At 71.0% G+C, this 26185-nt stretch carries 20 protein-coding genes; 13 read left to right on the top strand and 7 right to left on the bottom strand.

Annotation, left to right across the window (positions count from 1 at the left end):
• Nucleotides 1-83: 83 nt before the first annotated feature.
• Both ACIQ7Q_RS14860 and ACIQ7Q_RS14855 read right to left on the bottom strand, forming a co-directional pair.
• Complete coding sequence (locus ACIQ7Q_RS14860; RefSeq protein ID WP_403860659.1) at nt 84-1496, bottom strand: LCP family protein; 1413 nt, start codon at nt 1494-1496, stop codon at nt 84-86.
• A gap of 210 nt (nt 1497-1706) precedes the next feature.
• Entirely contained in the window at nt 1707-2459 is a 753-nt protein-coding gene (locus ACIQ7Q_RS14855; RefSeq protein WP_403860657.1) for a TIGR03089 family protein, read from the bottom strand.
• Nucleotides 2460-2588: 129 nt separating this feature from the next.
• On the opposite strand from ACIQ7Q_RS14855, the gene ACIQ7Q_RS14850 reads away from it, so the two are divergent.
• The 3 genes from ACIQ7Q_RS14850 (at nt 2589) to ACIQ7Q_RS14840 (ending at nt 6348) form a co-directional block, all read left to right on the top strand.
• Complete coding sequence (locus ACIQ7Q_RS14850; RefSeq protein WP_403860654.1) at nt 2589-4127, top strand: peptidoglycan recognition protein; 1539 nt, start codon at nt 2589-2591, stop codon at nt 4125-4127.
• A gap of 115 nt (nt 4128-4242) precedes the next feature.
• Nucleotides 4243-5334 (top strand): sugar phosphate nucleotidyltransferase, encoded by a 1092-nt coding sequence (locus ACIQ7Q_RS14845; RefSeq protein WP_403860651.1) that lies wholly within the window; start codon nt 4243-4245, stop codon nt 5332-5334.
• 9 nt (nt 5335-5343) lie between these two features.
• Entirely contained in the window at nt 5344-6348 is a 1005-nt protein-coding gene (locus ACIQ7Q_RS14840) for a DNA-3-methyladenine glycosylase family protein (protein WP_403860648.1), read from the top strand.
• A 39-nt stretch (nt 6349-6387) separates the two neighbouring features.
• On the opposite strand, the gene ACIQ7Q_RS14835 is transcribed toward ACIQ7Q_RS14840, so the two are convergent.
• The 3 genes from ACIQ7Q_RS14835 to ACIQ7Q_RS14825 form a co-directional block, all read right to left on the bottom strand.
• On the bottom strand, nt 6388-7686 hold the full coding sequence (locus tag ACIQ7Q_RS14835) for a coenzyme F420-0:L-glutamate ligase (RefSeq protein WP_403860645.1): 1299 nt from the start codon (nt 7684-7686) through the stop codon (nt 6388-6390).
• Nucleotides 7683-8639 carry a 2-phospho-L-lactate transferase gene (cofD, locus tag ACIQ7Q_RS14830; protein ID WP_403860642.1) on the bottom strand — a complete coding sequence of 319 codons (957 nt, stop codon included), beginning with the start codon at nt 8637-8639 and terminating at the stop codon, nt 7683-7685. Before cofD ends, ACIQ7Q_RS14835 begins: the two co-directional genes overlap by 4 nt.
• A 117-nt stretch (nt 8640-8756) precedes the next feature.
• Entirely contained in the window at nt 8757-9251 is a 495-nt protein-coding gene (locus tag ACIQ7Q_RS14825) for a cysteine dioxygenase (RefSeq protein ID WP_403860639.1), read from the bottom strand.
• Nucleotides 9252-9887: 636 nt separating this feature from the next.
• Here ACIQ7Q_RS14825 and ACIQ7Q_RS14820 point away from each other — a divergent pair.
• The 3 genes from ACIQ7Q_RS14820 (at nt 9888) to ACIQ7Q_RS14810 (ending at nt 15751) form a co-directional block, all read left to right on the top strand.
• Complete coding sequence (locus ACIQ7Q_RS14820; protein WP_053557226.1) at nt 9888-10151, top strand: WhiB family transcriptional regulator; 264 nt, start codon at nt 9888-9890, stop codon at nt 10149-10151.
• A gap of 195 nt (nt 10152-10346) precedes the next feature.
• Nucleotides 10347-14159, top strand: coding sequence for a glycosyltransferase (locus ACIQ7Q_RS14815; RefSeq protein ID WP_403860636.1), 3813 nt, complete (start codon nt 10347-10349; stop codon nt 14157-14159).
• Nucleotides 14156-15751 (top strand): DUF5719 family protein, encoded by a 1596-nt coding sequence (locus tag ACIQ7Q_RS14810; RefSeq protein ID WP_403860633.1) that lies wholly within the window; start codon nt 14156-14158, stop codon nt 15749-15751. The genes ACIQ7Q_RS14815 and ACIQ7Q_RS14810 overlap by 4 nt, the downstream gene beginning before the upstream one ends.
• A 128-nt stretch (nt 15752-15879) precedes the next feature.
• On the opposite strand, the gene ACIQ7Q_RS14805 is transcribed toward ACIQ7Q_RS14810, so the two are convergent.
• Complete coding sequence (locus tag ACIQ7Q_RS14805) at nt 15880-16308, bottom strand: metallopeptidase family protein (protein WP_403860630.1); 429 nt, start codon at nt 16306-16308, stop codon at nt 15880-15882.
• A 275-nt stretch (nt 16309-16583) separates the two neighbouring features.
• Between ACIQ7Q_RS14805 and ACIQ7Q_RS14800 the strand changes: the two genes are divergently transcribed.
• From ACIQ7Q_RS14800 to ACIQ7Q_RS14775, 6 genes are all read left to right on the top strand, one after another.
• Complete coding sequence (locus ACIQ7Q_RS14800; RefSeq protein ID WP_053557230.1) at nt 16584-17012, top strand: DUF3499 domain-containing protein; 429 nt, start codon at nt 16584-16586, stop codon at nt 17010-17012.
• Between the two features lie 212 nt (nt 17013-17224).
• Complete coding sequence (locus ACIQ7Q_RS14795; RefSeq protein ID WP_403860627.1) at nt 17225-18586, top strand: phosphomannomutase/phosphoglucomutase; 1362 nt, start codon at nt 17225-17227, stop codon at nt 18584-18586.
• 210 nt (nt 18587-18796) lie between these two features.
• Nucleotides 18797-18979, top strand: a complete 183-nt coding sequence (locus ACIQ7Q_RS14790) for a Trm112 family protein (RefSeq protein ID WP_403860625.1) — start codon at nt 18797-18799, stop codon at nt 18977-18979.
• 81 nt (nt 18980-19060) lie between these two features.
• Entirely contained in the window at nt 19061-20200 is a 1140-nt protein-coding gene (locus ACIQ7Q_RS14785; RefSeq protein ID WP_403860622.1) for an SIS domain-containing protein, read from the top strand.
• Nucleotides 20201-20299: 99 nt separating this feature from the next.
• Nucleotides 20300-21478 (top strand): mannose-6-phosphate isomerase, class I, encoded by a 1179-nt coding sequence (gene manA, locus ACIQ7Q_RS14780; RefSeq protein WP_403860619.1) that lies wholly within the window; start codon nt 20300-20302, stop codon nt 21476-21478.
• Between the two features lie 93 nt (nt 21479-21571).
• Nucleotides 21572-22537 carry a cation diffusion facilitator family transporter gene (locus ACIQ7Q_RS14775; protein ID WP_403860616.1) on the top strand — a complete coding sequence of 322 codons (966 nt, stop codon included), beginning with the start codon at nt 21572-21574 and terminating at the stop codon, nt 22535-22537.
• A 205-nt stretch (nt 22538-22742) separates the two neighbouring features.
• On the opposite strand, the gene ACIQ7Q_RS14770 is transcribed toward ACIQ7Q_RS14775, so the two are convergent.
• Complete coding sequence (locus ACIQ7Q_RS14770) at nt 22743-24872, bottom strand: fructose-specific PTS transporter subunit EIIC (protein ID WP_403860613.1); 2130 nt, start codon at nt 24870-24872, stop codon at nt 22743-22745.
• Nucleotides 24873-25250: 378 nt separating this feature from the next.
• Here ACIQ7Q_RS14770 and ACIQ7Q_RS14765 point away from each other — a divergent pair.
• Nucleotides 25251-26185 (top strand): adenosylhomocysteinase (locus tag ACIQ7Q_RS14765; protein ID WP_403860610.1); only part of this gene is annotated, 935 nt, incomplete at its 3' end.

Below are 26185 nucleotides of genomic sequence, written 5' to 3'. Positions count from 1 at the left end.
CGCTCGTGACAAATTGCACGTTGCTCACAACCGGGCAATCCGCCCAATCCGTATTCACTCTCGGCTTCCGTTTGGCCATTGCTTTACTTGCACATCCCTTCAGCGGCGTTGGTGCCGGGGAACGTCGGGCTCGGGCCGTCGGTGCCGTCCGTCTCCGGCTTTCCGGCCCCCTCTCCCGCGCGGTCCGGGCCCTCCGGCTCGTCCGTCGGGACGACGGTGACCGGGAGGTCGTCGCGCAGGCTCTTGAAAAGCCGACTCGCTTCGGGCTGGACAAGCTCGTCCCGGTTCGGGTTCGCGGGGTACGGCCGGCGCGGCACGGTGAGGAACTGCACCTTTTCCGTGGGGATGCTGCGAATTGACCGGGTCAGATCGTAAAGGTCCCTGAGCGAGTCCAGACCGGCATCCGTAGTGATCGACTTCGTCGCCGCGTCGAGCACCGGATAGAGCCGCGTCGGATTGAGCAGCACGCCGTCGCTCTGCACCTTGTTGACCAACGCGCCCATGAACTGCTGCTGGCGCTCCATGCGTTCGGTGTCGCTGCCGTTGCCCAGCGTCTTGCGCGCCCGCACGAACCCGAGGGCCTGCTCGCCACGGAGCGTCTGCGGCCCCGCCGGCAGCTTGAGGCGTGCGTCCTTGTCGTCGATCGGCTCCGCGAGACACACCTCGACGCCGTCCACCGCGTCGACCATGTCCTTGAAGCCGCGGAAGTCGATCACCATGTGGTGGTCGATGCGGACCCCGGTGAACTTCTCGACCGTACGGATCGTGCAGGCCGCCCCGCCGAACTGGAACGCCCAGTTGAACTGCGCGCGCTGCTCCTTGGTGCGGCCGCCGCCCCGCTTGCCGCAACTCGGGATCGTGACCATCAGGTCGCGCGGGATCGAGATCGCCGTCGCGCTCTTATGGTCGGCCGAGATGTGCAGCAGAATCGTCGTGTCGGAGCGCTCGCTGCCGCCGGCCTCGTCGCGGCCGTACTTGCTGTTGCCCTCACCGGTGCGGGTGTCGGAGCCGAGAAGCAGGATGTTCTGGGCGTCGACGGCGACGGGGGCGGGGCGCTCCTTCTCGTACGTCTCGAGCTCGGCCGCGGCGGTGATGTCCGTGGTGATGTTGGAGTCGAGCTTGCGGTAGAACCACCAGCCGACCCCGGCGGCGGCGAGTACGACGAGCGAGGTCCCGAGCGCGGTCCAGCGCAGCCAGTACCGCGGCCTGCCGCCTTCATCGCCCGGCGCCGACCCGTCGCCCTGCCCGTTGCCGTTGCCGCTGCTGTCGGGCCTGCCGTCCTGGGTGGCGTCGGCGTCGTCGTCCGGGGCGCCCTCCGGTGCCGCGGCGCTCGCGGCGGCGCCGGCGTCGGTCTCGTCGGACGCGGCCTCGGCGGCGTCTGACGGGTCGGTGGACGCGGCGGAGTCGATTTCGGCAGCGGACCCCGCGGACCCCGCGCTCTCGTCCGCGTCAGTGGAGCCCGTGGGCTCCGACGGGCGGCCGGCCTTGTCCGTCACGTGTGCGTCCATCCTTCGTGGCGTCGGCGGCGCGCTGGGTCGCCGATCGCTGGTCTAGACGGCTGAGCCCGGCGCTTGGTTGTGCGTTGAAGCACGCTTGTCGCCGATCATCCACCGGGGCCGACCACCGGACGGGGAGGGCTCGGCCCGAGTGTGCGCCACACGAGTGGACGTCCAGGGCTTGTCACACCGGCTTGTCACACCGCCTCGTCACAGCGCCGTGCCGGTGACCCGCTCACTCTCGACGCGCTTCTCCAGGCCCTCTTGGGACAGCTCGCCCAGATTCCGGCAGAGCACCACGGACCCACCCGACGCGAGTGGCGCGAACAGCCCCGCGGAGAGGCCGTCCCAGGAGTCGTACGGCTTCCCGCTCAGCAGCCGCGACCCGGGCGCCAGACCGAGCCGCGACGCGTCCGCCCGTGCGCGGTCGACAAGTTCGGCACCGGTCAGCTCGACGTCGCCGACCACCAGCGCGGCCTCGTCCGGATCCACCGGCGCGTAAGGGGCGAACCTGTCGCCCTGGCCGGGCACCTCCACCGCGTAGTCGGCGTAACCGGCAGGCGGCGTGGGAAAGCGGCGACCGAGCGGTGCGAGGGACAGGGCGATGCGATCGCCGGTGCAGGCGAGACCGGCGTCGAACTGACCGGGGCCGGCCACCACATAGTCCGCGCCGGCCGCGTCGCCACCGACGTCCGCAACCACTCCAACGGAGGAGCAGGCCAGCAGCCACACCGCGCTCTGCCAATGCGCGGGCAACAGCAGCGCGAGCCGGTCGCCGGGCCCGGCGGACAGGTCGCCCTGGAGGAGATTGGCCGTCTTGGCCACCCAGTTGGCGAAAGTGGCGACGGACAGCTCGACCCGTTCACCGGTGGCATCGTCGTAGAAGGTGACCAAGGGGCGGGCGGGGTCCGCGGCGAGCGCGGATCGCAGCAGGTCGGCAGGGGTGCGGTCGCTGGCGTTCACCCGCGCAAGCGTACGCCGCGCCCCAGGACGGCCGCCGCCGCTGGGGTGAACGGGTCCCCCGGTCGGACCGACGGGGTGTCAATTTGTCCCGAACGGCACCGTTCGCGGGTCCGCCCCACAATTTTTGCCATGCGTGGATACCTGGCTTCATCCGTCGGAGTGGTGTGCGCGACCGCGCTCGCCATCCCGCTCTCGCTCGCTTCAGGCGCCGTCGCCGCGCCCCTGCAGGCCGCCGCGGTCCCACAAGTACCGGACGTGCCCGGCTCGACCCAGTCCCTGCCACTGAAGTCCATAGGCCAAACCCCCTCCGACCGTTCGCTCGGTACGGTGGAGCAGGGCCTGCCCCGCCAGGACGTCGACCCGTTCTCACTGGTCGGGATCGTCTGGGAGGACGCCCAAACCGAACTCGACGGCACGGTCGAGGTGCGTACTCGCGACGCCGGCACCGGCAACTGGTCCGGCTGGCAGCAGATCGAGACGCACAACTCGGAGCACGCGCCTGACCAAGGAACCTCGGAGAGCGAGGCGCGCTCGGTACGCGGCTCCACGGCTCCGCTCTGGGTCGGTGAATCGGACGGCGTGGAGGTGCGCGTACGTACCGCGGACGGCGTCTCGGGCCGGCTGCCGGACGGCCTGCGCCTCGAGCTCGTCGATCCCGGCGACGAACCGACCACCCCCGACACGCCTCCGCGAACGGACCCGGCCCCCGATCCGAGCAACGCATCGGACCCCGACCCGGGCAGCGACCCCGTCGCCGCCGGCCCCGAAACCGGCCCCGAAACCGGCCCCGAAACCGGCCCCGAAACCGGCCCCGAAACCGGCACAGGCACAGGCACAGGCACCGGCACTGGAACGGGAACCGACACCGACACCGACACCGACACCGAAACCGGCACCGGCACAGGCACCGGCACTGGAACGGGAACCGACACCGACACCACCATCGGCCGCGCCCCGCTCGGCGGTCTCGAGATCCCCGCCCTCAACCAGGCCGACACGGAGGCCGAGGCCGCGGCAGCCGGCGACCTCCTCGTGGGCGATCTCGCCGCCGGCGCCATGCCGTACATCGGCCCGCGCCCGCGCATCGTCACCCGCAAGGGGTGGGGCGCGGACGAGTCGTGGCGGGAGAAGAAGTTCGTCTACACGGGCTCGGCCAAGGCCGCGTTCGTGCACCACAGCGCAACCGGCAACAACTACACCTGCAAGGAGGCGCCCTCAGTTGTCCGCAGTATCTACCGCTACCACGTCAAGAGCAGCGGCTGGCGCGACATCGGCTACAACTTCGCCATCGACAAGTGCGGAAACATCTACGAAGGGCGCGCCGGAGGCGTGGCCAAGCCGGTGCTCGGCGCACACACCCTGGGTTTCAACACGGACAGCACGGGCATCGCCGTGCTCGGCACGTACAGTTCGTCCAATCCGCCGGAGGCCGTGGTGACCGCCGTGGCCAAGCTGACCGCGTGGAAGCTCGGGCTGAGCGGGGTCGATCCGAAGAGCAAAGTGACGCTCACATCGGCCGGGAGCGGCAAATACGCCAAGGGCAGGAAGGTCAAGCTCTACGCCATCTCCGGACACCGCGACGGCTACCTCACGGACTGTCCCGGAAACCGCCTCTACAGCAAGCTCGGCACCGCCCGATCGGCCTCGGCCAAGTACCAGGGCCGATGACCGCTTCCTGAACGGGTACGGGGCGTTCGCCGGGAATCGCAACTCATACACTGGCCGGTCGAACCAGCGACCGCGCCCCGCCCCGTCGGAATTCCAGCAGGAAGCAGAGAACGCATTGAACCAGGCCCCAGAAGCGATTCTCCTGGTCGGAGGCAAGGGCACCCGGCTGCGTCCGCTCACCGTCCGCACACCGAAGCCGATGGTTCCGGCGGCAGGAGTGCCCTTCCTCACCCACCAACTGGCGCGTGCGCGGGCGGCGGGCGTCGAGCACATCGTGCTCGCCACCTCTTATCTGGCCGAGGTCTTCGAACCGCACTTCGGAGACGGCTCGGCGCTCGGCCTCCACCTGGAGTACGTCACGGAGGACGAGCCGCTCGGCACGGGCGGGGCGATCCGCAACGTCGCCTCCCGGCTGAGGTCGGGCCCCGACGACCCGGTGCTGATCTTCAACGGCGACATCCTCACCGGACTCGACATCGAGGCCCTCGTCGCAACCCACCGCTCGTCGGGAGCGGACATCTCCCTCCACCTCACCCGGGTCGACGACCCGCGTGCCTTCGGCCTGGTGCCGACGGACGAGACCGGCCGCGTCACGGCGTTCCTGGAGAAGCCCCAGACGCCGGAGGAGATCGTCACCGACCAGATCAACGCGGGCGCCTATGTCTTCCGCCGGTCGGTCATCGACACCATCCCGGCCGGCCGGCCCGTCTCCGTCGAACGGGAGACGTTCCCCCAACTGCTGAGCTCCGGAGCGCACCTCCAGGGAATGGTCGACTCCACGTACTGGCTGGACCTCGGCACACCGCACGCCTTCGTGCGCGGCTCCGCCGACCTGGTGCTCGGCCGGGCCCCGTCCCCGGCGGTGCCGGGCCGGCGCGGTGACCGGCTGGTGCTTCCGGGCGCGTCCGTCGCGCCCGGCGCGAAGCTCACCGGCGGCACGGTGGTCTGCGAGGACGCACGCATCGGCGAGGACGCCCGTGTCGACGGCAGCACGGTCCTGGCCGGCGCGGTCGTGGAGCCGGGCGCCGTGATCTCCGACTCACTCGTCGGCGCGGGGGCGCGGGTCGGGGCACGCACGGTGCTGTCCGGCGTGGTCGTCGGCGACGGTGCGGACGTGGGCGAGGACAACGAGCTCCAGGACGGCGCGCGGGTGTGGTGCGACGCCGTGATTCCCGCAGGTGCGATCCGCTTCTCGTCCGACCAGTAGCCTGACCGCATGGCAGGTCGCTTCGAACCGGGTACGAACCGCGTCACCGTGCGCGGTGGCGCGACGCAGACGCAGGTGCCCGCCGCCGTACCGCGACAGGTCTCCCACGCCGCCCGCACTCGGCGGTGGACCCCGCCGTGGCCGCTCGACCTCGGCCTGGTCCTCGGGCCGCTGCGCCGCGGCCCGGCCGACCCGACCTTCCGCACGACGCCGGACGGCTCCGTATGGCGGACCAGCCTGACCCCCGAAGGCCCCGGCACCCTGCGCGTCGCCGTCCGCGGCGGCACCGCGGAGGCCGAGGCCTGGGGGGCGGGGGCGGAGTGGCTGCTCGACCGGCTGCCCGACCTGCTCGGCGCCTCCGACGAACCCGAGGCGTTCACCCCACACCACCGGCTGGTCGCCACCTCCCAGCACCGGAGGCCCGGCCTGCGGCTGCTGCGCACGGGGCTCGTCATGGAGTCCCTGATCCCCTCGATCCTCGAGCAGAAGATCACCACGGACGAGGCGTACCGGGCCTGGCGGTTGCTGGTCCGCAAGTACGGCGAACCGGCGCCGGGCCCCGACAAGAACCTGTACGTCATGCCCGATCCGCGCACCTGGGCGCTCATTCCCTCCTGGGAATGGCACCGTGCCGGCGTCGACAACAAGCGTGCGTCGACGATCCTGCGCGCGGTGAAGGTGGCGCGCAGGCTGGAGGAAGCGGCGACGATGGCCTCCGAACAGGCCATGGCCCGGCTGGAGCTGATCCCCGGGATCGGGCCGTGGACCTCCGCGGAGGTCATCCAGCGCAGCAACGGCGCAGCGGACGCGGTCACGGTCGGCGACCTGCATCTGCCGCGCATCGTGGGCTACGCGTTGGCGGGCGACCGCAACACGGACGACGCTGCGATGCTGTCGCTCCTGGCCCCCTACGCCGGCCACCGCCACCGCGCCGCCCGTCTCATCCTGCTCTCGGGCCGCACCCCACCGCGCCGCGAACCCAAGATGCGCAAGGTCGACATCGCCGCGTGGTGAACACGCCGCGCCTCCGGCGTGTCCAGCGGGCGCCTCGCCCTACCGCACCTCGATGAAGGACTCACCGTCCCGCGGCGGGCGTGCCTTCGGCGCGGCCGCCGCGTGACCGATCGCCACCGCACCCATCGGGTCCCACGAGGCCGGCAGCGACAATACGTCCCGCACCACCTCGCGGCAGAACATCGTCGACGACACCCACGCCGAAGCCAGCCGCTCGCCCGCCAGTGCCACAAGGAAGTTCTGCACGCCGGCGCCCGCAGCGACCACGAACATCTCGCGTTCCGCAGCGTCGCGCCGCTCGTCGCCGTATGCGTGGGAGCCGTCCATCACCAGGCAAGGCACCGCCAGATACGGCGCGTTGCGCAGGACGTCCCCGCGGCGGACCCGCTTCCCGACGGACTCCTCGGACTTGCCGTCGCGCCGAAGGTCCGCGATCCACGCGTCACGCATCGCGTCCAGCAGCCGGACGCGGGACTCCGACGACTCGAGGAGCACGAAGCGCCACGGCGTCGTGTGGTGAGGGGCCGGCGCCGTCACCGCCGCCGCGACCGCACGGCGCACCGCCCCGCCGTCCACCGGTTCGTCCGTGAACTCCCGTACGGTCCGGCGCTGCGTCACCGCCTCACGTACCGCTTCCGACGTCCCGAGCCGGAACATGTCGTCGGCAGCGCCACGCACCATCGACCGTGCGCCTTCGGTGTCATCGGCGACGACGTGGGCCAGGCCGCGCACCACCGCGACCGGCAGGCCGCTGGCCTTGCCCTTCACCAGGTCGCCGGCGGCGGCGAGTTCGTCGGCTGTGGCCACGATCGTCGCGCCGAGAGGGTTGCCGTACGTGTCGGTGCCGCCGCGCAGGTCGTCCAGGACCCGCACGCCCGCCGCGCCGATCGCGACATCGGTCAGTCCGGTCCGCCAGGGCCGTCCGAAGGTGTCGGTGACGATCACGCCGACGTCGACGCCGAGTTCGTCCCGTAGCCCTTCACGGATCGCACGCGCCGAGGCGTCCGGGTCCGCGGGGAGCAACAGCACCGTCCCGACGGGGGTGTTGGACGCGTCGACCCCGGCCGCCGCCATGACGAGGCCCTGCCGGTTCTCGACGATGCGCAGCGGGCCGCGCCGCGCCACGACCCGTACCGTCTCCGCGTCGATGGCCGCCTCGCGGTCCGTCGCCTCGACGATCCTGCCCTCGGCCTTGCTGACGATCTTCGAGGTGACAAGCAGTACGTCCCCGTCGGCCAGCCCGGGCGACGTCGCGGCGATCAGCTTGGCGATGTTGTCGCCGGGCAGGACCTCACCGAGCCCGGGCAGTGCCCAGACCCGGTACGACGCCTGGCTCACGCCCGTACCTCCTGGGCCAGGTCCAGCGCCTCACGCGCCATCTCCGCCGCCGCGTCCACGTCGGTCATCAGCAGCGGCACGGACCGGCAGCGGATGCCCGCCGCCTCGACGGCTGCCACCGCGTCCCCGTCGACCGTGTCGACGAGCCAGCCGTCGAGCAGCCCGGAGCCGTAGTGCTGGGCGACAGCGGTGGCCGTCGCCTCGACGCCCACCGCCGCGAGCACCTTGTCGGCCATGCCGCGCACAGGCGCGTTCCCGACGATGGGGGAGAGGCCGACCACCGGTACTCCCGCCTCCGCGATGGCCTCGCGTATGCCCGGCACGGCGAGGATGGTGCCGACGCTGACGACCGGGTTCGACGGAGGGAAGAGAATGATGTCGGCGGAGGCGATCGCCTCCAGCACGCCGGGTGCCGGCTTGGCCTGTTCGGCGCCGACCGGCACAACAGCCTCGGCCGCCACGGAGGCCCGCAACCGCACCCAGTACTCCTGGAAGTGGATGACCTTGCGCTCGCCGTCGATCGTCACGGCGACATGGGTCTCGACCCGGTCGTCGGACATCGGCAGGAGCCGCACGCCGGGGTTCCACCGGTCGCAGAGTGCCTCGGTGACGGCGCTGAGCGGAAAGCCGGCGCTCAGCATCTGCGTACGGACGATGTGCGTCGCGAAGTCGCGGTCGCCGAGGCCGAACCACTCGGGGCCCACTCCGTAGGCCGCGAGTTCGTTCTTGACCTGGAAGGTCTCGTCCTGACGCCCCCAGCCCTGCTCCTCGTTGATGCCACCGCCGAGGGTGTACATCACCGTGTCGAGGTCGGGGCAGACCTTCAGCCCGAACAAATGGATGTCGTCACCGGTGTTGCCGATCACCGTGACGTCCGCTTCGGGCGCTGCCTGCTTGAGACCGCGAAGGAAACGGGCGCCGCCGATACCGCCGGCCAGAACCACAATGCGCATACGGACATCCTTGCAGGTCCGTCCGACGGCTCACGGCCGCTCCTACGGATCAGGCCGGATCCGGAAGAGGGGCACTACGCGGGCTCGATCCGGGCTCCGGCGGGATCTGAGCCGGCGCTATGCGGGAACGGCGTCCGCCGTGCAGCGCGCGGCGGCGTGCATCGGCATCTCGGTGAGGCCCGGGTAGTAGACGTGCAGGCTGACGGCCGGTTCGAGGGTGTCGTTGACGACCTCGTGCACATAGCCCGGTGCGAAGACCCGCTGGGAGCCTTCCGCGAGCGACCGCTCGTCGCTCTGGGTGCGCTCGGTCAGTTCGCCCTCGAGGACGGTGAGCACACCGGAGGAGGGGCCGTGGTCGTGCAGTCCGCTGCCCTGGCCGGGAACCCAGCTGAGCAGCCAGATCTCATAGCCGGGACCGGTGCGGAGCCGGTGGTACCAGCGGGAGGTGGCGTCGTATTCGACGAGGTGCTCCCACTGCGCGCGGTCGGCGGCGATGGAGCGGGCGAGCCCGGCGAACTCGGCCACGGTGGCCGGGTGCTCAGGGGCGGGCCGGAGAAGGTGCTGGACGGCGAGGATGTCGCCGGCGATCTGGAGGTCGCTGTCGCTGTTCATGGTGCGGGGGTTCCTCGGCAGAAGTGCTGGGGTGTCGCAGAGCAGGAAAGAAGACGCGGAAGCGTCGGCTGGAGCACGTGGGCGTCAACAGCTGGAACAGCAACAGCAACAGCGAGCCTGGACAACGCTGCGGAACCCGCGGTGACGGGTCGCAAGGGGCGCTGTGGTCGCTGGCATGGGATCAAAGGTGACGTGTCGGCTCGTCCACTGTCAACCCAATGCCCGATTTGGCGGCAATGTTTCACCTTTTCCGGTTACGGCGAGCGGAGAAAGGTTTGTGCACTCGATGGCGCGGAGACATGCGGCAGCAACTCTGCTCGTAAACGCCACCGAGGCCTGAAGTGATCGGACTGTGATCCGGATCGCTTCGCCGGCTCGACCGAAACAAGATCGATGTTTGAGGCGTCTTCCCTTCCAAGGGGGGCAGGGTGCGGAGCAGGCCGCTGGCATGTGTCACCTTTTTGGTGATTTGAACACTTTCCGCATAGCCTTGGTTCCGCAGAGTGAATACCGGGCCCAATAGCAGATCTCGGCTTGACTGGCTCGGAGCCACACACTTGTAATTTCACTCGTGTCGTTCGGCCGAAATCGATCGCGGCAACATCACGGGGACGCAAAGACAGACGAGGGGCGCACATGACCGAGCTGTTCGAACAACTGCTGGTCGAGGACGCGGACGAGGAACTCGGCTGGCAGGAGCGCGCGTTGTGCGCCCAGACCGATCCCGAGTCCTTCTTCCCCGAGAAGGGTGGTTCCACCCGTGAGGCAAAGAAGGTCTGCCTCGCCTGTGAAGTCCGCTCCGAATGTCTCGAATACGCCCTCAACAACGACGAGAGATTCGGAATCTGGGGCGGCCTCTCCGAACGGGAGCGCCGGCGCCTCAAGAAGGCGGCGGTCTGAACGCCCGCATCACCGTCCGATCGCCGTCCGGTCAAACGGTACAAGCGTGTCAACTGTATACGTAACGAACGGTCCGCCGTCTGTGGGTTGTCCACAGGCGGCGGACCGCATACATGCCAGCCGTTAGTGTGGGGCCCCGTCCGTGACGCACCACTGCCCCTACAGGGCGACCCCGGCCGGAGGGCCCGTACCTCAATGTCCGCCACCACAGCCGAGTTTGTTCCGGCAGCAGCGCCCGAGTTCCCGCGGCACGTCGTCACCGCCGTGCTCGTCTCCCACGACGGCGCGCGGTGGCTCCCCGACGCCCTCGCCGGACTCATCGGCCAGGAACGCCCTGTGCAGAACGTCGTCGCGGCCGACACCGGCAGCGCCGACGACTCGGCGCAGCTGCTCACCGACGCCCTTGGCGCCGACCGCGTACTGCACCTCGCACGCCGTACCGGCTTCGGAGCCGCAGTCGACGAGGCCACCCGCACCGCCGGCGTCCTCGGCCCCGACGACCTCCCCTACCTGAAGCGGCCCAGCGGCTGGGACCCGGTGAGCAGGACCTGGCGCGACGAGACCTACGACATGCCGGAACTGCCGCACGGCGAGCCCGTCCAGTGGCTGTGGCTCCTCCACGACGACTGCGCACCCGAGTCCGACGCTCTCGCCGAGCTGCTGCGCGTCGCCGACTCCGACGCGTACGCCGCGATCGTCGGCCCCAAACTCCGCGGCTGGTACGACCGCAAGCAGCTCCTCGAGACCGGCGTCTCCATCGCCAACAGCGGACGGCGCTGGACCGGACTCGACCGCCGAGAACAGGACCAGGGCCAGCACGACCAGATCCGTTCCGTCCTGTCCGTCTCCTCCGCGGGCATGCTCGTCCGACGTGACGTCTTCGAGGAACTCGGCGGCTTCGACCGGCGACTGCCGCTCATGCGCGACGACGTCGACCTGTGCTGGCGCGCGCACTCCGCCGGGCACCGGGTCCTCGTCGCACCCGACGCCGTCGTCAGGCACGCGGAGGCCGCCGCCCGCGAGCGCCGCACCGTCGACTGCGCCGGCCGGTCCGTCGCCAGCCCGCACCGCGTCGACAAGGCCGGCGCCGTCTACACCCTGCTCACCAACACCCGCGGCGTCGCCCTGCCGTACGTACTGCTGCGCATCGTCTTCGGCACCCTGCTGCGCACCCTCGCCTACCTGGTCGGCAAAGTGCCCGGGCAGGCCGTCGACGAGGTCATGGGCCTGTTCGGCGTCCTGCTGCGCCCCGAGCGCATCCTGGCGGGACGGCGGCGCAGACGGGCCGGACGGTCGGTCGAGGCGAGCGAGCTGCGCCCCCTGTTCCCGCCACCAGGTGCGACCGTCCGCGCCACCGTCGAGCAGGTCGTCTCCAACTTCGGAGGCTCGGACGCCGACTCCGGCGGCTCCCGGCACGGCGCCGTCGAGACCGGCCCGGGCGGCGACGACGCGGACTTCCTCGAGATCGAGCAGTTCGCCAGGCTGAAGAAGATCGCCCGCAAGCCGGGCCCCCTGCTTTTCGCCCTGCTGCTCGTCGCCTCCCTCGTCGCCTGCCGCGGACTGTTCGCCGGCGGTGCGCTGGCCGGCGGCGCGCTGCTGCCGGCGCCCGCGGACATCTCCGACCTCTGGGGCCGCTACGCCGACAGCTGGCACCCGACCGGTGCCGGCGGCACCCAGACCGCGCCGCCCTACCTTGCGGTCCTGGCCGTGCTGTCCGCGCTGTTCCTCGGATCGACCGGCCTGGCGCTGACCGTGCTGCTCGTCTGCTCGGTCCCGCTCGCCGGCCTCACCGCGTACTTCGCCTCCCGCCCCATCGTCGAGTCGCGGCTGCTGCGGGCCTGGGCGAGCGTCGCGTACGCCTTCCTGCCCGCCGCCACCGGCGCGCTGGCAAGCGGGCGGCTCGGCACCGCGGTGCTCGCGATCGTGCTGCCGCTCATCGCGCGTGCGGCCGTCGCCGCCCACGGTCTGCGCCAGCGCGGAGGCGGCCGCGGCAGCTGGCGGGCCACCTGGGCGTACGCGCTGCTGCTCACCTTCGCCATGGCCTTCACGCCCGTCGTGTGGCCGATCGCGGTGGTCCTCGGCATCGCCGTTCTCGTCCTGCGGCGGGACGACATCACCGCCTACGGGCTGCGCTTCCTCGCGGCCATCGGCACGCCGGTGCTCGTCCTCGCCCCCTGGTCGCTGTCCCTGCTGACCAGCCCCTCCGCGTTCTTCCGCGAGGCGGGGCGCGAGTACGCGGGCGGCGCGGCCGGCGCGACCGACCTGCTCGGCATCAACCCCGGCGGCCCCGGGACGGTCGGCGGCCTCCTGATGATCGGCATCGTGCTGGCCGCGCTCGGCGCCCTGCTGCGCGAGGAGCGACAGTTCGCGATCCGCGGCGCCTGGACCGTCGCACTGGTCGCGCTCGTCTTCGCGGTGCTCGTCAACGGCTCCGGTGACACCGGCGCCGGCTGGGCCGGACCCGCCACACTCGTCTACGGCATCGCGCTGCTCGCCGCCGCCGTGCTCGGCGCGGAGGGCGGACGCACCCGCGTCGCCGCCCAGAGCTTCGGCTGGCGCCAGCCCGTCGCCGCCCTCGTCGCGCTGGCCGCAGCTCTCGCCCCCGTCGTCGCCGCGACCAACTGGATGCTGAGCGGCGCGGGCGGACCGCTCGAGCGGCGCGACCCGGTCCACGTGCCGGCGTTCGTCGCGGAGGAGAGCGACACCCGGGACCAGCCGCGCACCCTCGTCCTCGGAGGCAGCTCGGCGGCCAAGGTGTCCTACACGCTCGTCCGGGGCTCCGGAGGCCGTCTCGGCGACGCCGAGCTGACCGAGGCCGGAGGCGGCGACGCCCGCCTCGACAAGATCGTCGCCAACCTGGTCGCCGGTTCCGGCGCCGACCAGACCAGCCAGCTCAGCGGCTTCGCGATCCGCTACGTGCTCGTGCGCGACGGAGCGCCCCGCCAGACCAGCCGCATCCTCGACGCCACCCCCGGCCTGACCCGGCTCAGCCAGCTCGACGGCAGCGCCCTGTGGCGTGTGGACCGCCAGGTCGCCAGGGCCACGATCGTCACCGGCAAGGGTGATCCGCTGCCCGTGGCCTCCGACGCCGTGGAGGCGCACGCCGACATCCCCGACGGCGACAGCGGCCGGATCCTGCGCATCGCGGACCGTGCCGCGGAGGGCTGGCGGGCCACGCTCAACGGGACCCCGCTGAAGAAGACCACCGTGGACGGCTGGGCGCAGGGCTTCGAGCTGCCCGCCGAGGGCGGCCGCCTGGATCTCACGTATGACGACCCGGCCACGCACACGGCCTGGATCTGGGTCCAGGCGTTCCTCGCGCTCGTGCTGCTCGTCCTCGCACTGCCGGGCAGGCGGCGGGAGATCGACGACGATCTGCCGGAAGAGCCCGCCGCCGTACCGGACCAGCCGGTGTCCGGGGAGGGCCGCAGGGCACGCAGGCTGCGGGCCCAGGCGGAGGCGGAGGCGGAGTCCGCACAGGCGGATGCGGACGCGGAGGGCACCGGCCGGAGCGGGTCGCAGGAGCAGGCCCAGGAGCATCGTCCGGCCGAGCAGCAGGCACCGTATGCCGCGGTGCCGCAGCAGCAGTACGGCGAGTGGGACACGCGGTCGTACGCCGACGCCGGCTACGACCCCTCGTACGGCCAGGGGCAGTACCAGGTCGGCGGTCAGTACGACGAGGGCCGGTCCCACGGCGGGGAGCAGCAGTACGGCGACGGTCAGCAGTACGGCGACGGTCAGCAGTACAGCGAAGCGCAGCAGTACACCGACGCGCAGCAGTACGGCGGGGACCAGCAGTACAGCGACCCCCAGTACCAGCAGCCCTACCCGTCCGACCCGTACGAGACCGCTGCGTACGGCAGCGGCCAGTACCTGCCGGACGGCCAGTACCAGCAGCCTCCGCAGGACGGCCAGTACGACCCCTACGGCTACGGCGACCCGAACGGCGGCCAGTACCCAGAACCCCCGGCACAAGCCCCGGGCAGGACGCGAGGCGATTCAGAGTGAAGCGCACGACCATCTCCCTGATCGCAGTTGCCACGGCTCTCGCCGCGGTGACCGGCTTCGCCTCGCTGACGGCACCGGACGGCGGCGAGCCGGTGGCGGGCGAGGCGGCGGCACGGCTGCCCGTCGAACGTTCCAGCCTGCTCTGTCCGGCGCCGAGCAGCTCGGATCTCGCGGAGACGCAGTACACGTCGTTCACGCCGGCTGCGAAGCCCGGCGCGCATCCGGGCGCCAAGGACGGCGCGAAGGACGGCGCCGAGGCCGACTCCGCCGAACTGAAGCCGTCCTCGGCCACCTTGGCCGACCCGGACGCCGCGAAGGACGCCAAGGACGCCAAGGACGAGGACAAGAGCACAGCGGACAAGGAGAAGGACGAGGCGAAGGAATCCGCCTCCGACAAGCCCCTGCTCGCGCTCAAGGAGCCCGGCAAGCCCGTTTCCGCGGAGGAGAGCGGCGGCCAGGCTCCGGCGCTCGTCGGTACGGCCACCGGCCGCCTCGCTCCCGGATGGACCGCGCAGCAGACCACCACGGTCGCCGCGGGCGGTGGCCGCGGCCTCCTCGGCGTCAGCTGCACCGCGCCGGACACGGACTTCTGGTTCCCCGCCGCCTCGATCGACGACAAGCGCCAGGACTACGTCCACCTCACCAACCCGGACGAGGCCGCCGCCGTCGTCGACATCGAGATGTTCGGCAAGGACGGCGCGCTCAAGAGCGATGTGACCGAGGGCATCACGGTCCCGGGCGGATCGAGTGTCCCCGTCCTGCTCTCGACCCTGACCTCCGATCCGGCGCAGGACGTGACCGTCCATGTCACCACCCGTACCGGCCGGGTGGGCGCTGTCGTGCGGTCCGCGGACGAGGACAGCGGCAGCGACTGGCTCAGCGCCTCCTCCGACCCGTCCGGCACGGCCGTGTTGCCCGGTGTCCCGGCGGACGCGACCTCCGTGCAGCTGGTGGCCTTCGCCCCCGGCGACGACGACGCCGAGCTGAAGCTCCAGCTCGCGGGGGCGACCGGCACCATCACCCCGGCCGGGCACGAGACGCTTCACGTGAAGTCCGGGATGACGGCGAGCGTCGACCTCGAGAACATCACCAGGGGCGAGGCCGGGTCGCTGATCCTCAGCCCCGCCGAGAGCGGCCGGGCGACTCCGGTGGTCGCCGCGCTGCGCGTGGTGCGGGGCAAGGGTGACAAGAAGGAGATCGCCTTCATCCCGGCGAGCGCGCCGGTGGGCGAGCGCGCCTCGGTGGCCGACAACCGCGCCAAGGGGGCTCTGCTGTCGCTGACGGCACCGGCCAAGGCCGCGGAGGTGAAGGTCACGGCATCGGCCGGCACGGAGGGCGGCAGCCCGACCTCCAAGACGTACAAGGTGAAGGCCGGCACGACATTGGCCATCACCGCGCCCGTGCCGGCCGGGTTGAAGGGCTCGTACGCGCTCACGGTCGAGACGGTCGTCGGCGGTCCGGTGCACGCGTCGAGGTCGCTGGAGATCGCCGAGGACGGCATCCCGATGTTCACCGTGCAGACGATGCCGGACGACCGGGGCACTGTGGCGGTGCCGGAGGCGGAGCAGGACCTGTCGGTGCTCGACGACTGACGCGATCGGGTGTACTTCGCGCCCGGGCCGCGCCCGCGTGCTCAGGTCCGGCGGGTCGCCGTGGGGAAGCCCGGTTTTGCCCGGATCGGGCTGGAGACCCGCTCCTGCCCGGAGCGGGGTCGGGAGCCTCAGTCCTGCCCGTAGCGGGGGTCGACCGACTCGGGGGCGAGCCCCAGCAGCTCCGCCACCTGCTCGACGACGACTTCGTGAACAAGAAGTGCTCGTTCGTCGCGGTTCTTTGTCCGAATTTCGACCGGGCGACGATAGATCATGATCCGCGCGGGCCGCTCCTTGTCCGCCGGGACGGCGCTGCCCAGCGGCACCGACTCGTCGGGCGAACCCGGGACCTCCAGCACGAGGAAGTCGACGTCGGCCAGCTGCGGCCAGCGCCGCTCGAGCCGCTCCACGGAGTCCAGGACCAGGTCACGGAAGGTCTCGGCGCGGCTCGCGGCGAGCGGTACCTGCGGAGGGGCGACGGGGCCGCGCATGCCTCGCCCGTGCCGGTCACGGCGTCGGGACCTCGGCTCTGCCGGTCGGGGCGGTACAGGACTGTCCATCACTGACGCAGGGTAGCCCTCTCGGGCATTCAACGATCGCCCTGAAGCCGCAGGGCGGCAGGCATGTCACCAATTGAACATTTCCGGCCGATGTTGGGCTCGATTCGGAGGCTCTCGCGATCAGTGATCTCGATGCCGTTGACCTGATTCACCCCGACTCATGACCACGCGGCGTGTGGCCGTCGCCCATGTGGTTCTCTTTCCGTGCAGGTCAGGCCAGTTGCTCGAGCTGCCCATATGTCCGATGTCACACGGCGACACGGGGGAGTGACCTGGTGGAGAGTCGTCGCAGCCCGCTCAAGAGTGCGGTACCGTCCAACGTCGTGAGCCCTGTACGTCGCTGTTCGCGCACCGCGTGCGGCCGCCCTGCCGTCGCGACACTGACGTACGTCTATGCCGATTCGACTGCGGTCCTCGGTCCGCTCGCCACCTACGCCGAGCCCCATTGCTATGACCTGTGCGCCGAGCACAGCGAGCGGCTGACGGCGCCACGCGGCTGGGAAGTCGTACGGCTCACGGACGGCTCCGCCCCGGCCCGCCCCAGCGGCGACGATCTTGAAGCACTCGCGAACGCCGTACGCGAGGCGGCGCGCCCCCAGGGGCGTACGGCGGAGGCCGGCGGCCAGGGGGGCCGGCGCTCGGCGGACCCGATGGAGGTCGCCCGCCGCGGCCATCTGCGGGTGCTGCGCTCGCCCGACTCCTGACCACAGCCGGTCTCCGGGTTCTGTCTGTCCCTCGCTCCGATCCCTGGTTCGTCGTCCGCGCGATCGCATGGCGCATCGGGCGATGCTCCCGGCACGACGCGCATGACTCCTTATCGAGCCGGAGCACGGGCTCTTCCGGCCGGGCCGGGCGGTCGAACCCTGCCGTGCCGGTAGTTTGTGGTGACAACATGGACTTCAGAAGGGGTTGGGCCGTGGCTGTTGATCTGTCTGCGATCGTGAAGGCGTACGACGTCCGCGGGGTGGTGCCGGATCAGTGGGACGAGTCGCTGGCCGAACTGTTCGGTGCCGCCTTCGTCCAGGTGACGCGAGCGGACGCGATCGTCGTCGGTCACGACATGCGCCCTTCGTCGCCCGGCCTGTCGGGCGCTTTCGCGCGCGGCGCCGCGGCCCGGGGCGCCGACGTCACCCTCATCGGCCTCTGCTCGACCGACCAGTTGTACTTCGCCTCCGGGCACATGGGGCTGCCGGGCGCGATGTTCACCGCCTCGCACAACCCGGCGCAGTACAACGGCATCAAGATGTGCCGGGCGGGCGCGGCACCCGTCGGCCAGGACACCGGCCTGGCCGAGATCCGTGAACTCGTGGAGACCTGGTCCGAGCAGGGCGCACCGGCCCCGGCGGGGACGCCCGGCACCGTGACCGAGCGCGACACGCTGGTCGACTACGCCGCCCACCTGCTCTCCCTGGTGGATCTGTCGGCCATGCGCCCCCTGAAGGTCGTAGTGGACGCCGGCAACGGCATGGGCGGGCACACGGTCCCCACCGTCTTCGAGTCCCTGCCGCTCACCGTCGTCCCGATGTACTTCGAGCTCGACGGCACCTTCCCCAACCACGAGGCGAACCCGCTCGACCCGGCGAACATCGTCGACCTGCAGGCGCGCGTGCGTTCCGAGGGAGCGGACCTGGGCCTGGCCTTCGACGGCGACGCGGACCGCTGCTTCGTCGTCGACGAGCGGGGCGAGGGCGTCCCGCCCTCGGCGATCACCGCGCTCGTCGCCTCACGTGAGCTGGCCAAGCACCCCGGCGGCACGGTGATCCACAACCTGATCACCTCGTGGTCGGTCCCGGAGGTCGTGCGCGAGAACGGCGGCACCCCGGTGCGCACCAGGGTGGGGCACTCCTTCATCAAGGAGGAGATGGCCCGCACCGGCGCGATCTTCGGCGGTGAGCACTCGGCGCACTACTACTTCCGCGACTTCTGGAACGCGGACACGGGCATGCTCGCGGCTCTCCACGTGCTCGCGGCGCTGGGCTCCCAGGACGGGACGCTGTCCGACCTGGTGGCGCAGTACGACCGGTACGCGGCCTCAGGAGAGATCAACTCCCAGGTCGAGGACCAGGCCGGCCGCGCGGCGGCGGTGAAGGCGGCGTTCGCCTCCCGGCAGGACGTGACGGCCGACGAACTCGACGGGCTCACGGTGTCGGCCGCCGACTGGTGGTTCAACCTGCGCGCCTCGAACACGGAGCCGCTGCTGCGGCTGAACGTGGAGGCGCGCGACGAGGCGACGATGGGCAAGGTCCGCGACGAGGTCCTGGCGCTGGTGCGCGCCTGAGTTCGCCCGAACGGGTGGGGACGTTCAGCCCCCACCCGTGCACACCCCGCCCTCGCGCGACCGCGTCCGGCGGGTGCCTCCAGAACGAGCCGCACGCCGCCCCCCGGCGGTAGGCTGACGACGCCTGAACCGCTTGACCGTCACCGCATGTCCGACGCGATCGCAACCGCTCCGTTTGATGTGTGACATGCCCGAAGGGACACCGCTGTTATGCCGCTCGAAGCCGGCCTCCTGGAGATCCTCGCCTGCCCGGCCTGCCGCGCCCCGCTCGACGACCGCACGGCAGCCGAAACACCCGAGCTGATCTGCACCGGCCAGGGCTGCGGCCTTGCCTACCCGGTCAGGGACGGCATCCCGGTGCTCCTCGTGGACGAGGCGCGCCGCCCCGCCTAGGCGGAGGCAGTACGGGACGGATCCGTCCCGTACCACCGCACAGACTCCCCGCACGCGTACGGCGATCGGAGACCCACCCTCATGCTCGACGAGTCGCTCCTCGACGCTCCGGAAGCCCTCGCCCGCGCCGACCGCAGAGGTCTTCTGCGCGGCGCGGCCGAGGCAGGGGCACGGGTGCGTACCGCAGCCCGGCACGCCGACGAAGCCGGCATCGCCGAGCTCACCCCGGAGGGCCGCCCGCGCGCCGTCCTCGTCGCCGGCCCCGGCACCGCCGCGCTCGGAGTCGCGGACCTGATCGGCGCCCTGGCCGGCGCCTCCGCACCCGTCATCGCCTTGCGCCCCACCGGTGTCGCGCATGCGGCAGGCGCCCTGCGCTGGGCTCTGCCCGGCTGGGCGGGCTCGCTCGACCTGCTGCTCCTGATCACCACCGACGGCAGCGAACCGGGGCTCGCGCTGCTCGCGGAGCAGGCCTACCGGCGTGGCTGCACCGTCGTCGCCGTCTCTCCGCAGCGCTCACCGCTGGCGGAGGCGGTGGACGGGGTGCACGGCCTGGTCGTCCCCATGGCCACCGCGCCGTACGAGACGTACGAGGAGGTGCAGGCGGCCGCGCCCGGCGTGCTGTGGGCGCTCTTCACGCCACTTCTCGCGCTCCTCGACCGCGTGGGTCTGATCGAGGCGCCGCCGGAGACGGTCGCCAAGGTCGCCGACCGTCTCGACCACACGGCGGAACGGTGCGGACCCGCCATCGCGACGTACAGCAACCCGGCCAAGACGCTCGCCGCCGACCTGGCCGACAGCCTGCCGCTCATCTGGACCGAAGGCCCGGGGGCCGCCCCGGCGGGCCGTCGCTTCGCCGCGGTCCTCGCCGAACTCGCGGGGCGCCCCGCGCTCGCCGCCGAACTGCCGGAGGCGCTGCCGGCCCACGGCGTCCTCCTGGTGGGCGACTTCGCGGCAGGCGCCGACCCCGACGACTTCTTCCGCGACCGGGTCGACGAGCCGCAGGCGCTGCGGGCCCGTGTCGTACTGCTGCGCGACCGGCCGATCGGCGGCCTCACCGCGGCGCCCGCCGCGCGTGAGCTCGCGCTCAGCCATGACACGCCGATCAGCGAACTCGAACCGGAGGACGGCTCCCAGCTCGAGTCGATCGCCGAGCTGCTCACCATCACCGACTTCGCCGCGGTGTACCTGGCCCTCGCGTCCTCGGGCAACCACCAGACGTAGACGCGTCGCGGTCTCCACACCGCAGCAGCGCCTCGCCGGCAGGCCCCGCATCACGACACACCCGCACCACGACGTAACGATGAAGGACCAAGGAAGATCATGGATCGCCTCGCCAACACCGTGCGCCCCTACGCCTGGGGGTCCACGACCGCCATTCCGGAGCTGCTCGGCGTCGCCCCGACGGGCGAGCCGCAGGCCGAGATGTGGATGGGGGCCCACCCGGGAGCGCCGTCCCGTGTGACCCGCGGCGGCACGGCCGAGCAGCCGCTGTCCGAAGTCATCGCCGCCGCCCCCGAACGGGAACTCGGCGAGGCGGCCGTCGCCAAGTTCGGTCCGCGTCTGCCGTTCCTCCTCAAGATCCTGGCCGCCGGCGCCCCGCTCTCCCTCCAGGTGCACCCCGATCTCGCCCAGGCGAGGGACGGCTACGGCGCGGAGGAAAGCGCCGGCGTCCCCATCGACGCACCGCACCGCAACTACAAGGACGCCAACCACAAGCCCGAACTGATCTGCGCGCTCACGCCGTTCGACGGTCTGTGCGGCTTCCGCGCGCCCGCGGAGTCGGCCGAACTGCTCGCCGGTCTCGACGTCGACTCACTCAAGCCGTACGTCGACCTGCTGCACGCCCACCCGGAGGAGGGCGCCCTCCGCGAGGTGCTGACTGCCGTACTGACCGCGGACCGCGAGGAGATGGCGCACACGGTCGCCGAGGCCGTGGCGGCCGCCGAGCGGCTCGGCGGCGATTACGCGCCGTACGCGACACTCGCCCACCACTACCCCGGCGACCCCGGTGTCATCGCGGCGATGCTGCTCAACCACGTCCGACTGCAGCCCGGCGAGGCCATGTTCCTCAGCGCCGGCGTCCCGCACGCCTATCTCGACGGCCTCGGCGTCGAGATCATGGCCAACTCCGACAACGTGCTGCGCTGCGGGCTGACCCCCAAACACGTGGACGTCCCCGAACTCCTGCGCATCGTCCGGTTCGAGGCGAGCGAGCCCGGCATTCTGCGCCCCGAGGTCTCCCCGTCCGGTGAGGAGGTCTACGACACTCCTGTCGAGGAGTTCCGGCTGTCGCGCTACGTGCTGGCGCCGGACGCCGAGCCCTGTGACGTCACCGCGCCCACGCCGCAGATCCTGCTCTGCACGGCGGGCAGCGTCACCGCCGGCGAACTGACGCTTGCGCCCGGCGACTCGGCGTTCGTGCCCGCAGGGGAGAAAGCGGAGATCTCGGGCACGGGCGGAGGTCCCGGAACCGTCTTCCGCGCAACAGTGGTGGCCTGAGTCGGCACCGCCGGCGGGTGCTGCAACAATGGCGCACCGCAAAGACCGGGCAAAGGACCGGTCGGCGTACGTACGAAGGGACATCCGGCAAACATGAGCGCGTCAGGCGGTACCAAGGCGATCGTGGCGGCACTCGCCGCCAACCTCGCAATCGCGGTGGCCAAGTTCGTGGCGTTCCTGTTCAGCGGTTCGTCGTCGATGCTTGCGGAGAGCGTCCACTCGCTGGCGGACTCGGGCAACCAGGGACTGCTGCTCCTGGGCGGAAAGAAGGCCCAGCGCGAGGCGACGCCGCAGCATCCCTTCGGATACGGGCGCGAGCGCTACATCTACGCGTTCCTCGTCTCCATCGTGCTCTTCTCCGTCGGTGGCATGTTCGCCATCTACGAGGGCTACGAGAAGATCAAGCACCCCCACGAGATCGAGGCCTGGTACTGGCCGGTGGGCGTCCTGGTCTTCGCGATCATCGCGGAGACGTTCTCCTTCCGCACCGCCATCAAGGAGTCCAACCTCCTGCGCGGCGACCTCAGCTGGACGCAGTTCGTGCGCCGCGCCAAGGCCCCCGAGCTTCCGGTCGTCCTCCTCGAGGACCTGGGTGCGCTGGTCGGCCTGATCCTCGCCCTCGGCGGTGTCAGCCTGGCGCTGGGCACCGGCAACGGCGTCTGGGACGGCATCGGCACCCTGTGCATCGGTGTCCTGCTGATCGCGATCGCGATCGTCCTGGCCGCGGAGACCAAGTCGCTGCTGCTCGGCGAGGCCGCGGGCATCGACGACATCGAGAAGATCAAGGCCGCGACGGTCGACGGCGAGACGGTCACCCGCATCATCCACATGCGGACGCTCCACCTCGGCCCCGAGGAGCTGCTGGTCGCGGCGAAGATCGCTGTCGAACGGCACGAGACCGCGGACGAGGTCGCGAACGCGATCGATGCCGCGGAGGCCCGCATCCGCGAAGCCGTGCCGATCGCGCGAGTGATCTACCTCGAGCCGGACATCTACAACGAGTCGGCGACCGCCGCGGGTGCAGAATCCGCCAAGTCCCCGGGCGGCGACGGCCACTGACCCCGAGGCGTGAGAGCGCGTGGCAAGGCCCCGGATCGTGGTGGTCCGGGCCTTGCCCGTTCACCCCGGGGTGCGGGGTGGGGAAAGGCCGCCCGCACGGCGCAGAACCGCGGGGCGCCGCGGAGACGATGCACGGCGCCCGCACCCTACGGGGACGGATCAGGGGCAAGATCCCGAGGCCCGAGGCCCGGGTGGTCCCGGTGGGCTACCGGATCTCGCGCAGCACGCTGAGGACCGCGGCCTCATCCGCAGCCGCGGTCAGGCGCTCACGGAACTCCGTGTCCATGAGCTTGCGCGACAGCATGGCGAGAATGCGCAGGTGTTCGTCGCCCGCGGCGGCCTCCGGAACCGTGATCATGAAGATCAGCTTGGCCTTGGTGCCGTCGAGCGACCCCCACTCGACGCCCTCCGACGACCGCGCGAAGCCGACGATCGGCGACGTGACGGCATCGGTCTTGGCATGGGGGATGGCGATCTCCTCGCCGAGCCCCGTCGTGCCCTGCTCCTCGCGCGCGAACGCGGCCTGCACCAGCGCCTCGGGGTCGGCGACCTTGCCGGTGGTGGCGAGCATCGCGGCCATCTCGCGGATGGCGGCGTCCTTGTCGGCTGCCTCGAGCCGCACCTTGACGGTCTCCGCGGTCAGATGGCCGGACAGGACCTCGTCCGCAGGTTCCGCCTCGGCCGCCGCTGCTGGGGCGGCGGGCGCCGTCGTCCTGACGGCCCCGCCTTCCAAGACGTTCGGGCCGCTTGTGGACGCCGAACCAGCACCCGCCGTCTCGGGCACCAGGGCCGCGGCTCCGGCCCGGGCTCCGGCGCCTGCTGGGGTCTCGGGTCCTGCCGTGGCCCTGGCTGCGACACGCGCCGGGACGAGAACAGGGGCGGTGTCACGGGTGCCGCGCTCGTTGATACCGATCAGTGCGTTGGTGGTGATCGCGGTGACCACCGTGCCGGCAGCGACCGCCAGGAAGAACATCGGCACTCCACCGATCGCGCCAAGGAGCGCCACGATCGGGCCACCGTGCGGTACGGCGTCCTCGACCCCGGCCATGCCAGCGATGGCACCGGCGACGGCGCCGCCCAGCATGTTCGCCGGAATGACCTGCGCGGGACGGGCGGCGGCGAAGGGGATCGCGCCTTCGGAGATGCCGAACATGCCCATGAAGAGCGCGGCCACACCGGTCTCGCGCTCCTGCTCCGAGTACAGCTTGCGGCGGATCAGCGTCGCGAGGCCCTGGCCCAGCGGCATGACGGGGATGGCGGCCGCGCACATGCCCATCACGGTCTGGTTGCCGGTGGCGATGAGCCCCGCTCCGAACAGGAACGCGGTCTTGTTGACCGGCCCGCCCATGTCGAACGCGATCATGAGGCCGAGAAGCGCACCGAGCAGGATCGCGCTGGTGCCTGTCATACCGCTGAGCCAGTCGGTGAGGTGGGTGAAGATCCACGAGATGGGCTCGCCGATGACATAGATGAAGAACAGACTCAGCGCTGTCGTCGCCACGATCGGGATCACGATGATCGGCATGATCGGCTGGGCGAACCTGGGGACCTTGGCCTTCTTGATCCACAGGACCAGATATCCGGCGAGGAAACCGGTGACGATGGCTCCGATGAATCCGGCGCCCGCCTCGGAGTCGTAGAACTCTCCGTGCCCGGCGATCCAGCCGCCGATCATGCCCGGTACCAGGGCGGGACGGTCCGCGATGGCGTAGGCGATGTAGCCCGACAGGATCGGGATCATCAGCTCGAAGCCGACGACACCGACCGCGTTCACATGGGCCCAGAAGGTGCCTTCCGGGATGACGTAGCCCTTGGCGGTGGCGTCACCGCCGAGCGCCAGCGAGATGGCGATGAGCAACCCGCCCACGACCACGAACGGGATCATGTACGAGACGCCGTTCATCAACGCCTTGTAGACGACGCTGCGTTCCTTGCCTCCGCCGCCACCCGTAGGAGTCCAGGACGCTCCCGCCCGGGCCCCGTCTCCGGCGTCCGTACGGTGCACAGGCGCGCTCCGCACCCGCTTGATCAGTTGCTCGGGGTGACGGATGCCCTCTGCCACGCCGACGGCGAGGACACGCTTGCCCTCGAAGCGGCTGCGGTCGACGTCCTTGTCCGCGGCGATGATGACGCCGTCCGCCTCTCTGACATCGTTGTCAGAGAACACATTCTCGGCGCCGATGGACCCTTGCGTCTCCACCTTCATCTCGATGCAGAGCTCCTCTGCGGCCTGTGCCAGCTTCTCCGCGGCCATATACGTGTGGGCGATGCCTGTCGGACAGGCGGTCACCGCGAGCAGCTTCAACTTCCGCTGCCCGCTCGCCGGACTGGTCACATGGTTCTCCTTACGCTCGTCCTGCGATGGTTGCGCTGGTGCGGACGCCCCCGGTCCCGCAGCAGGATGTCGCAGCATCGTGCAACAGATTCCGGCAACGGCCAAAGCTCCTGTCACGCTGCTTCTCCCCGCCACGGCCCCTGCAAACTGGCCGGAACCCGCTCAGGGGCGGCTGGGGTCGGCTGGGCCGATCGGTGTAGATTCGTAACCGGTCAGACGTCGCTGCTGATGGCGGTCGGGCGGTCCCTTTGCGGACCGGCCGAGGGAGAGAGGGCCTCCGACGGACTGTCCTGTGGACTCCCGGGCATTCGTATGCCCTGGCCGCCGCAGAGCCAGCCGTAACCCACCCCTCGACCCGAACCACGAGGAGCAGCTCGCATGTCGACTGTCGCCAATGGCCAGGACTTCAAGGTCGCCGACCTTTCCCTCGCCGCCTTCGGCCGCAAGGAGATCACCCTCGCCGAGCACGAGATGCCCGGCCTGATGTCGATCCGCAAGGAGTACGCCGCCGCTCAGCCGCTCGCCGGCGCGCGCATCACCGGCTCCCTGCACATGACCGTGCAGACCGCCGTGCTCATCGAGACCCTGGTCGCACTGGGCGCCGAGGTGCGCTGGGCATCGTGCAACATCTTCTCCACCCAGGACCACGCCGCCGCCGCCATCGCAGTCGGCCCGAACGGCACCGTTGACGACCCGCAGGGCGTCCCCGTCTTCGCCTGGAAGGGCGAGACGCTCGAGGAGTACTGGTGGTGCACCGAGCAGGCCCTGACCTGGCCGAACACCCCCACCGGCGGCCCGAACATGATCCTCGACGACGGTGGTGACGCCACCCTCCTGGTCCACAAGGGCGTCGAGTTCGAGAAGGCGGGCACGGCTCCCGACCCCGCCACGGCGGACAGCGAGGAGTTCGGCTACATCCTGCGCCTGCTCAACCGCACTCTCACCGAGAACCCGCAGAAGTGGACGCAGCTGTCCTCCGAGATCCGTGGTGTGACGGAGGAGACCACGACCGGTGTCCACCGTCTGTACGAGATGCACCGTGACGGGACGCTGCTGTTCCCGGCGATCAATGTGAACGACGCGGTCACGAAGTCGAAGTTCGACAACAAGTACGGGTGCCGGCATTCGCTGATCGACGGCATCAACCGTGCCACCGATGTGCTGATCGGCGGCAAGACGGCGGTCGTGTGCGGGTACGGCGATGTGGGCAAGGGCTGCGCGGAGTCGCTGCGCGGCCAGGGCGCGCGGGTGATCATCACGGAGATCGACCCGATCTGCGCGCTGCAGGCGGCGATGGACGGCTACCAGGTGAC

Source organism: Streptomyces sp. NPDC096176 (assembly GCF_044763255.1).
Lineage (GTDB): Bacteria > Actinomycetota > Actinomycetes > Streptomycetales > Streptomycetaceae > Streptomyces.
Note: the sequence above shows the minus strand (reverse complement) of the source record. Positions and strands in the feature narration are given on the sequence as shown.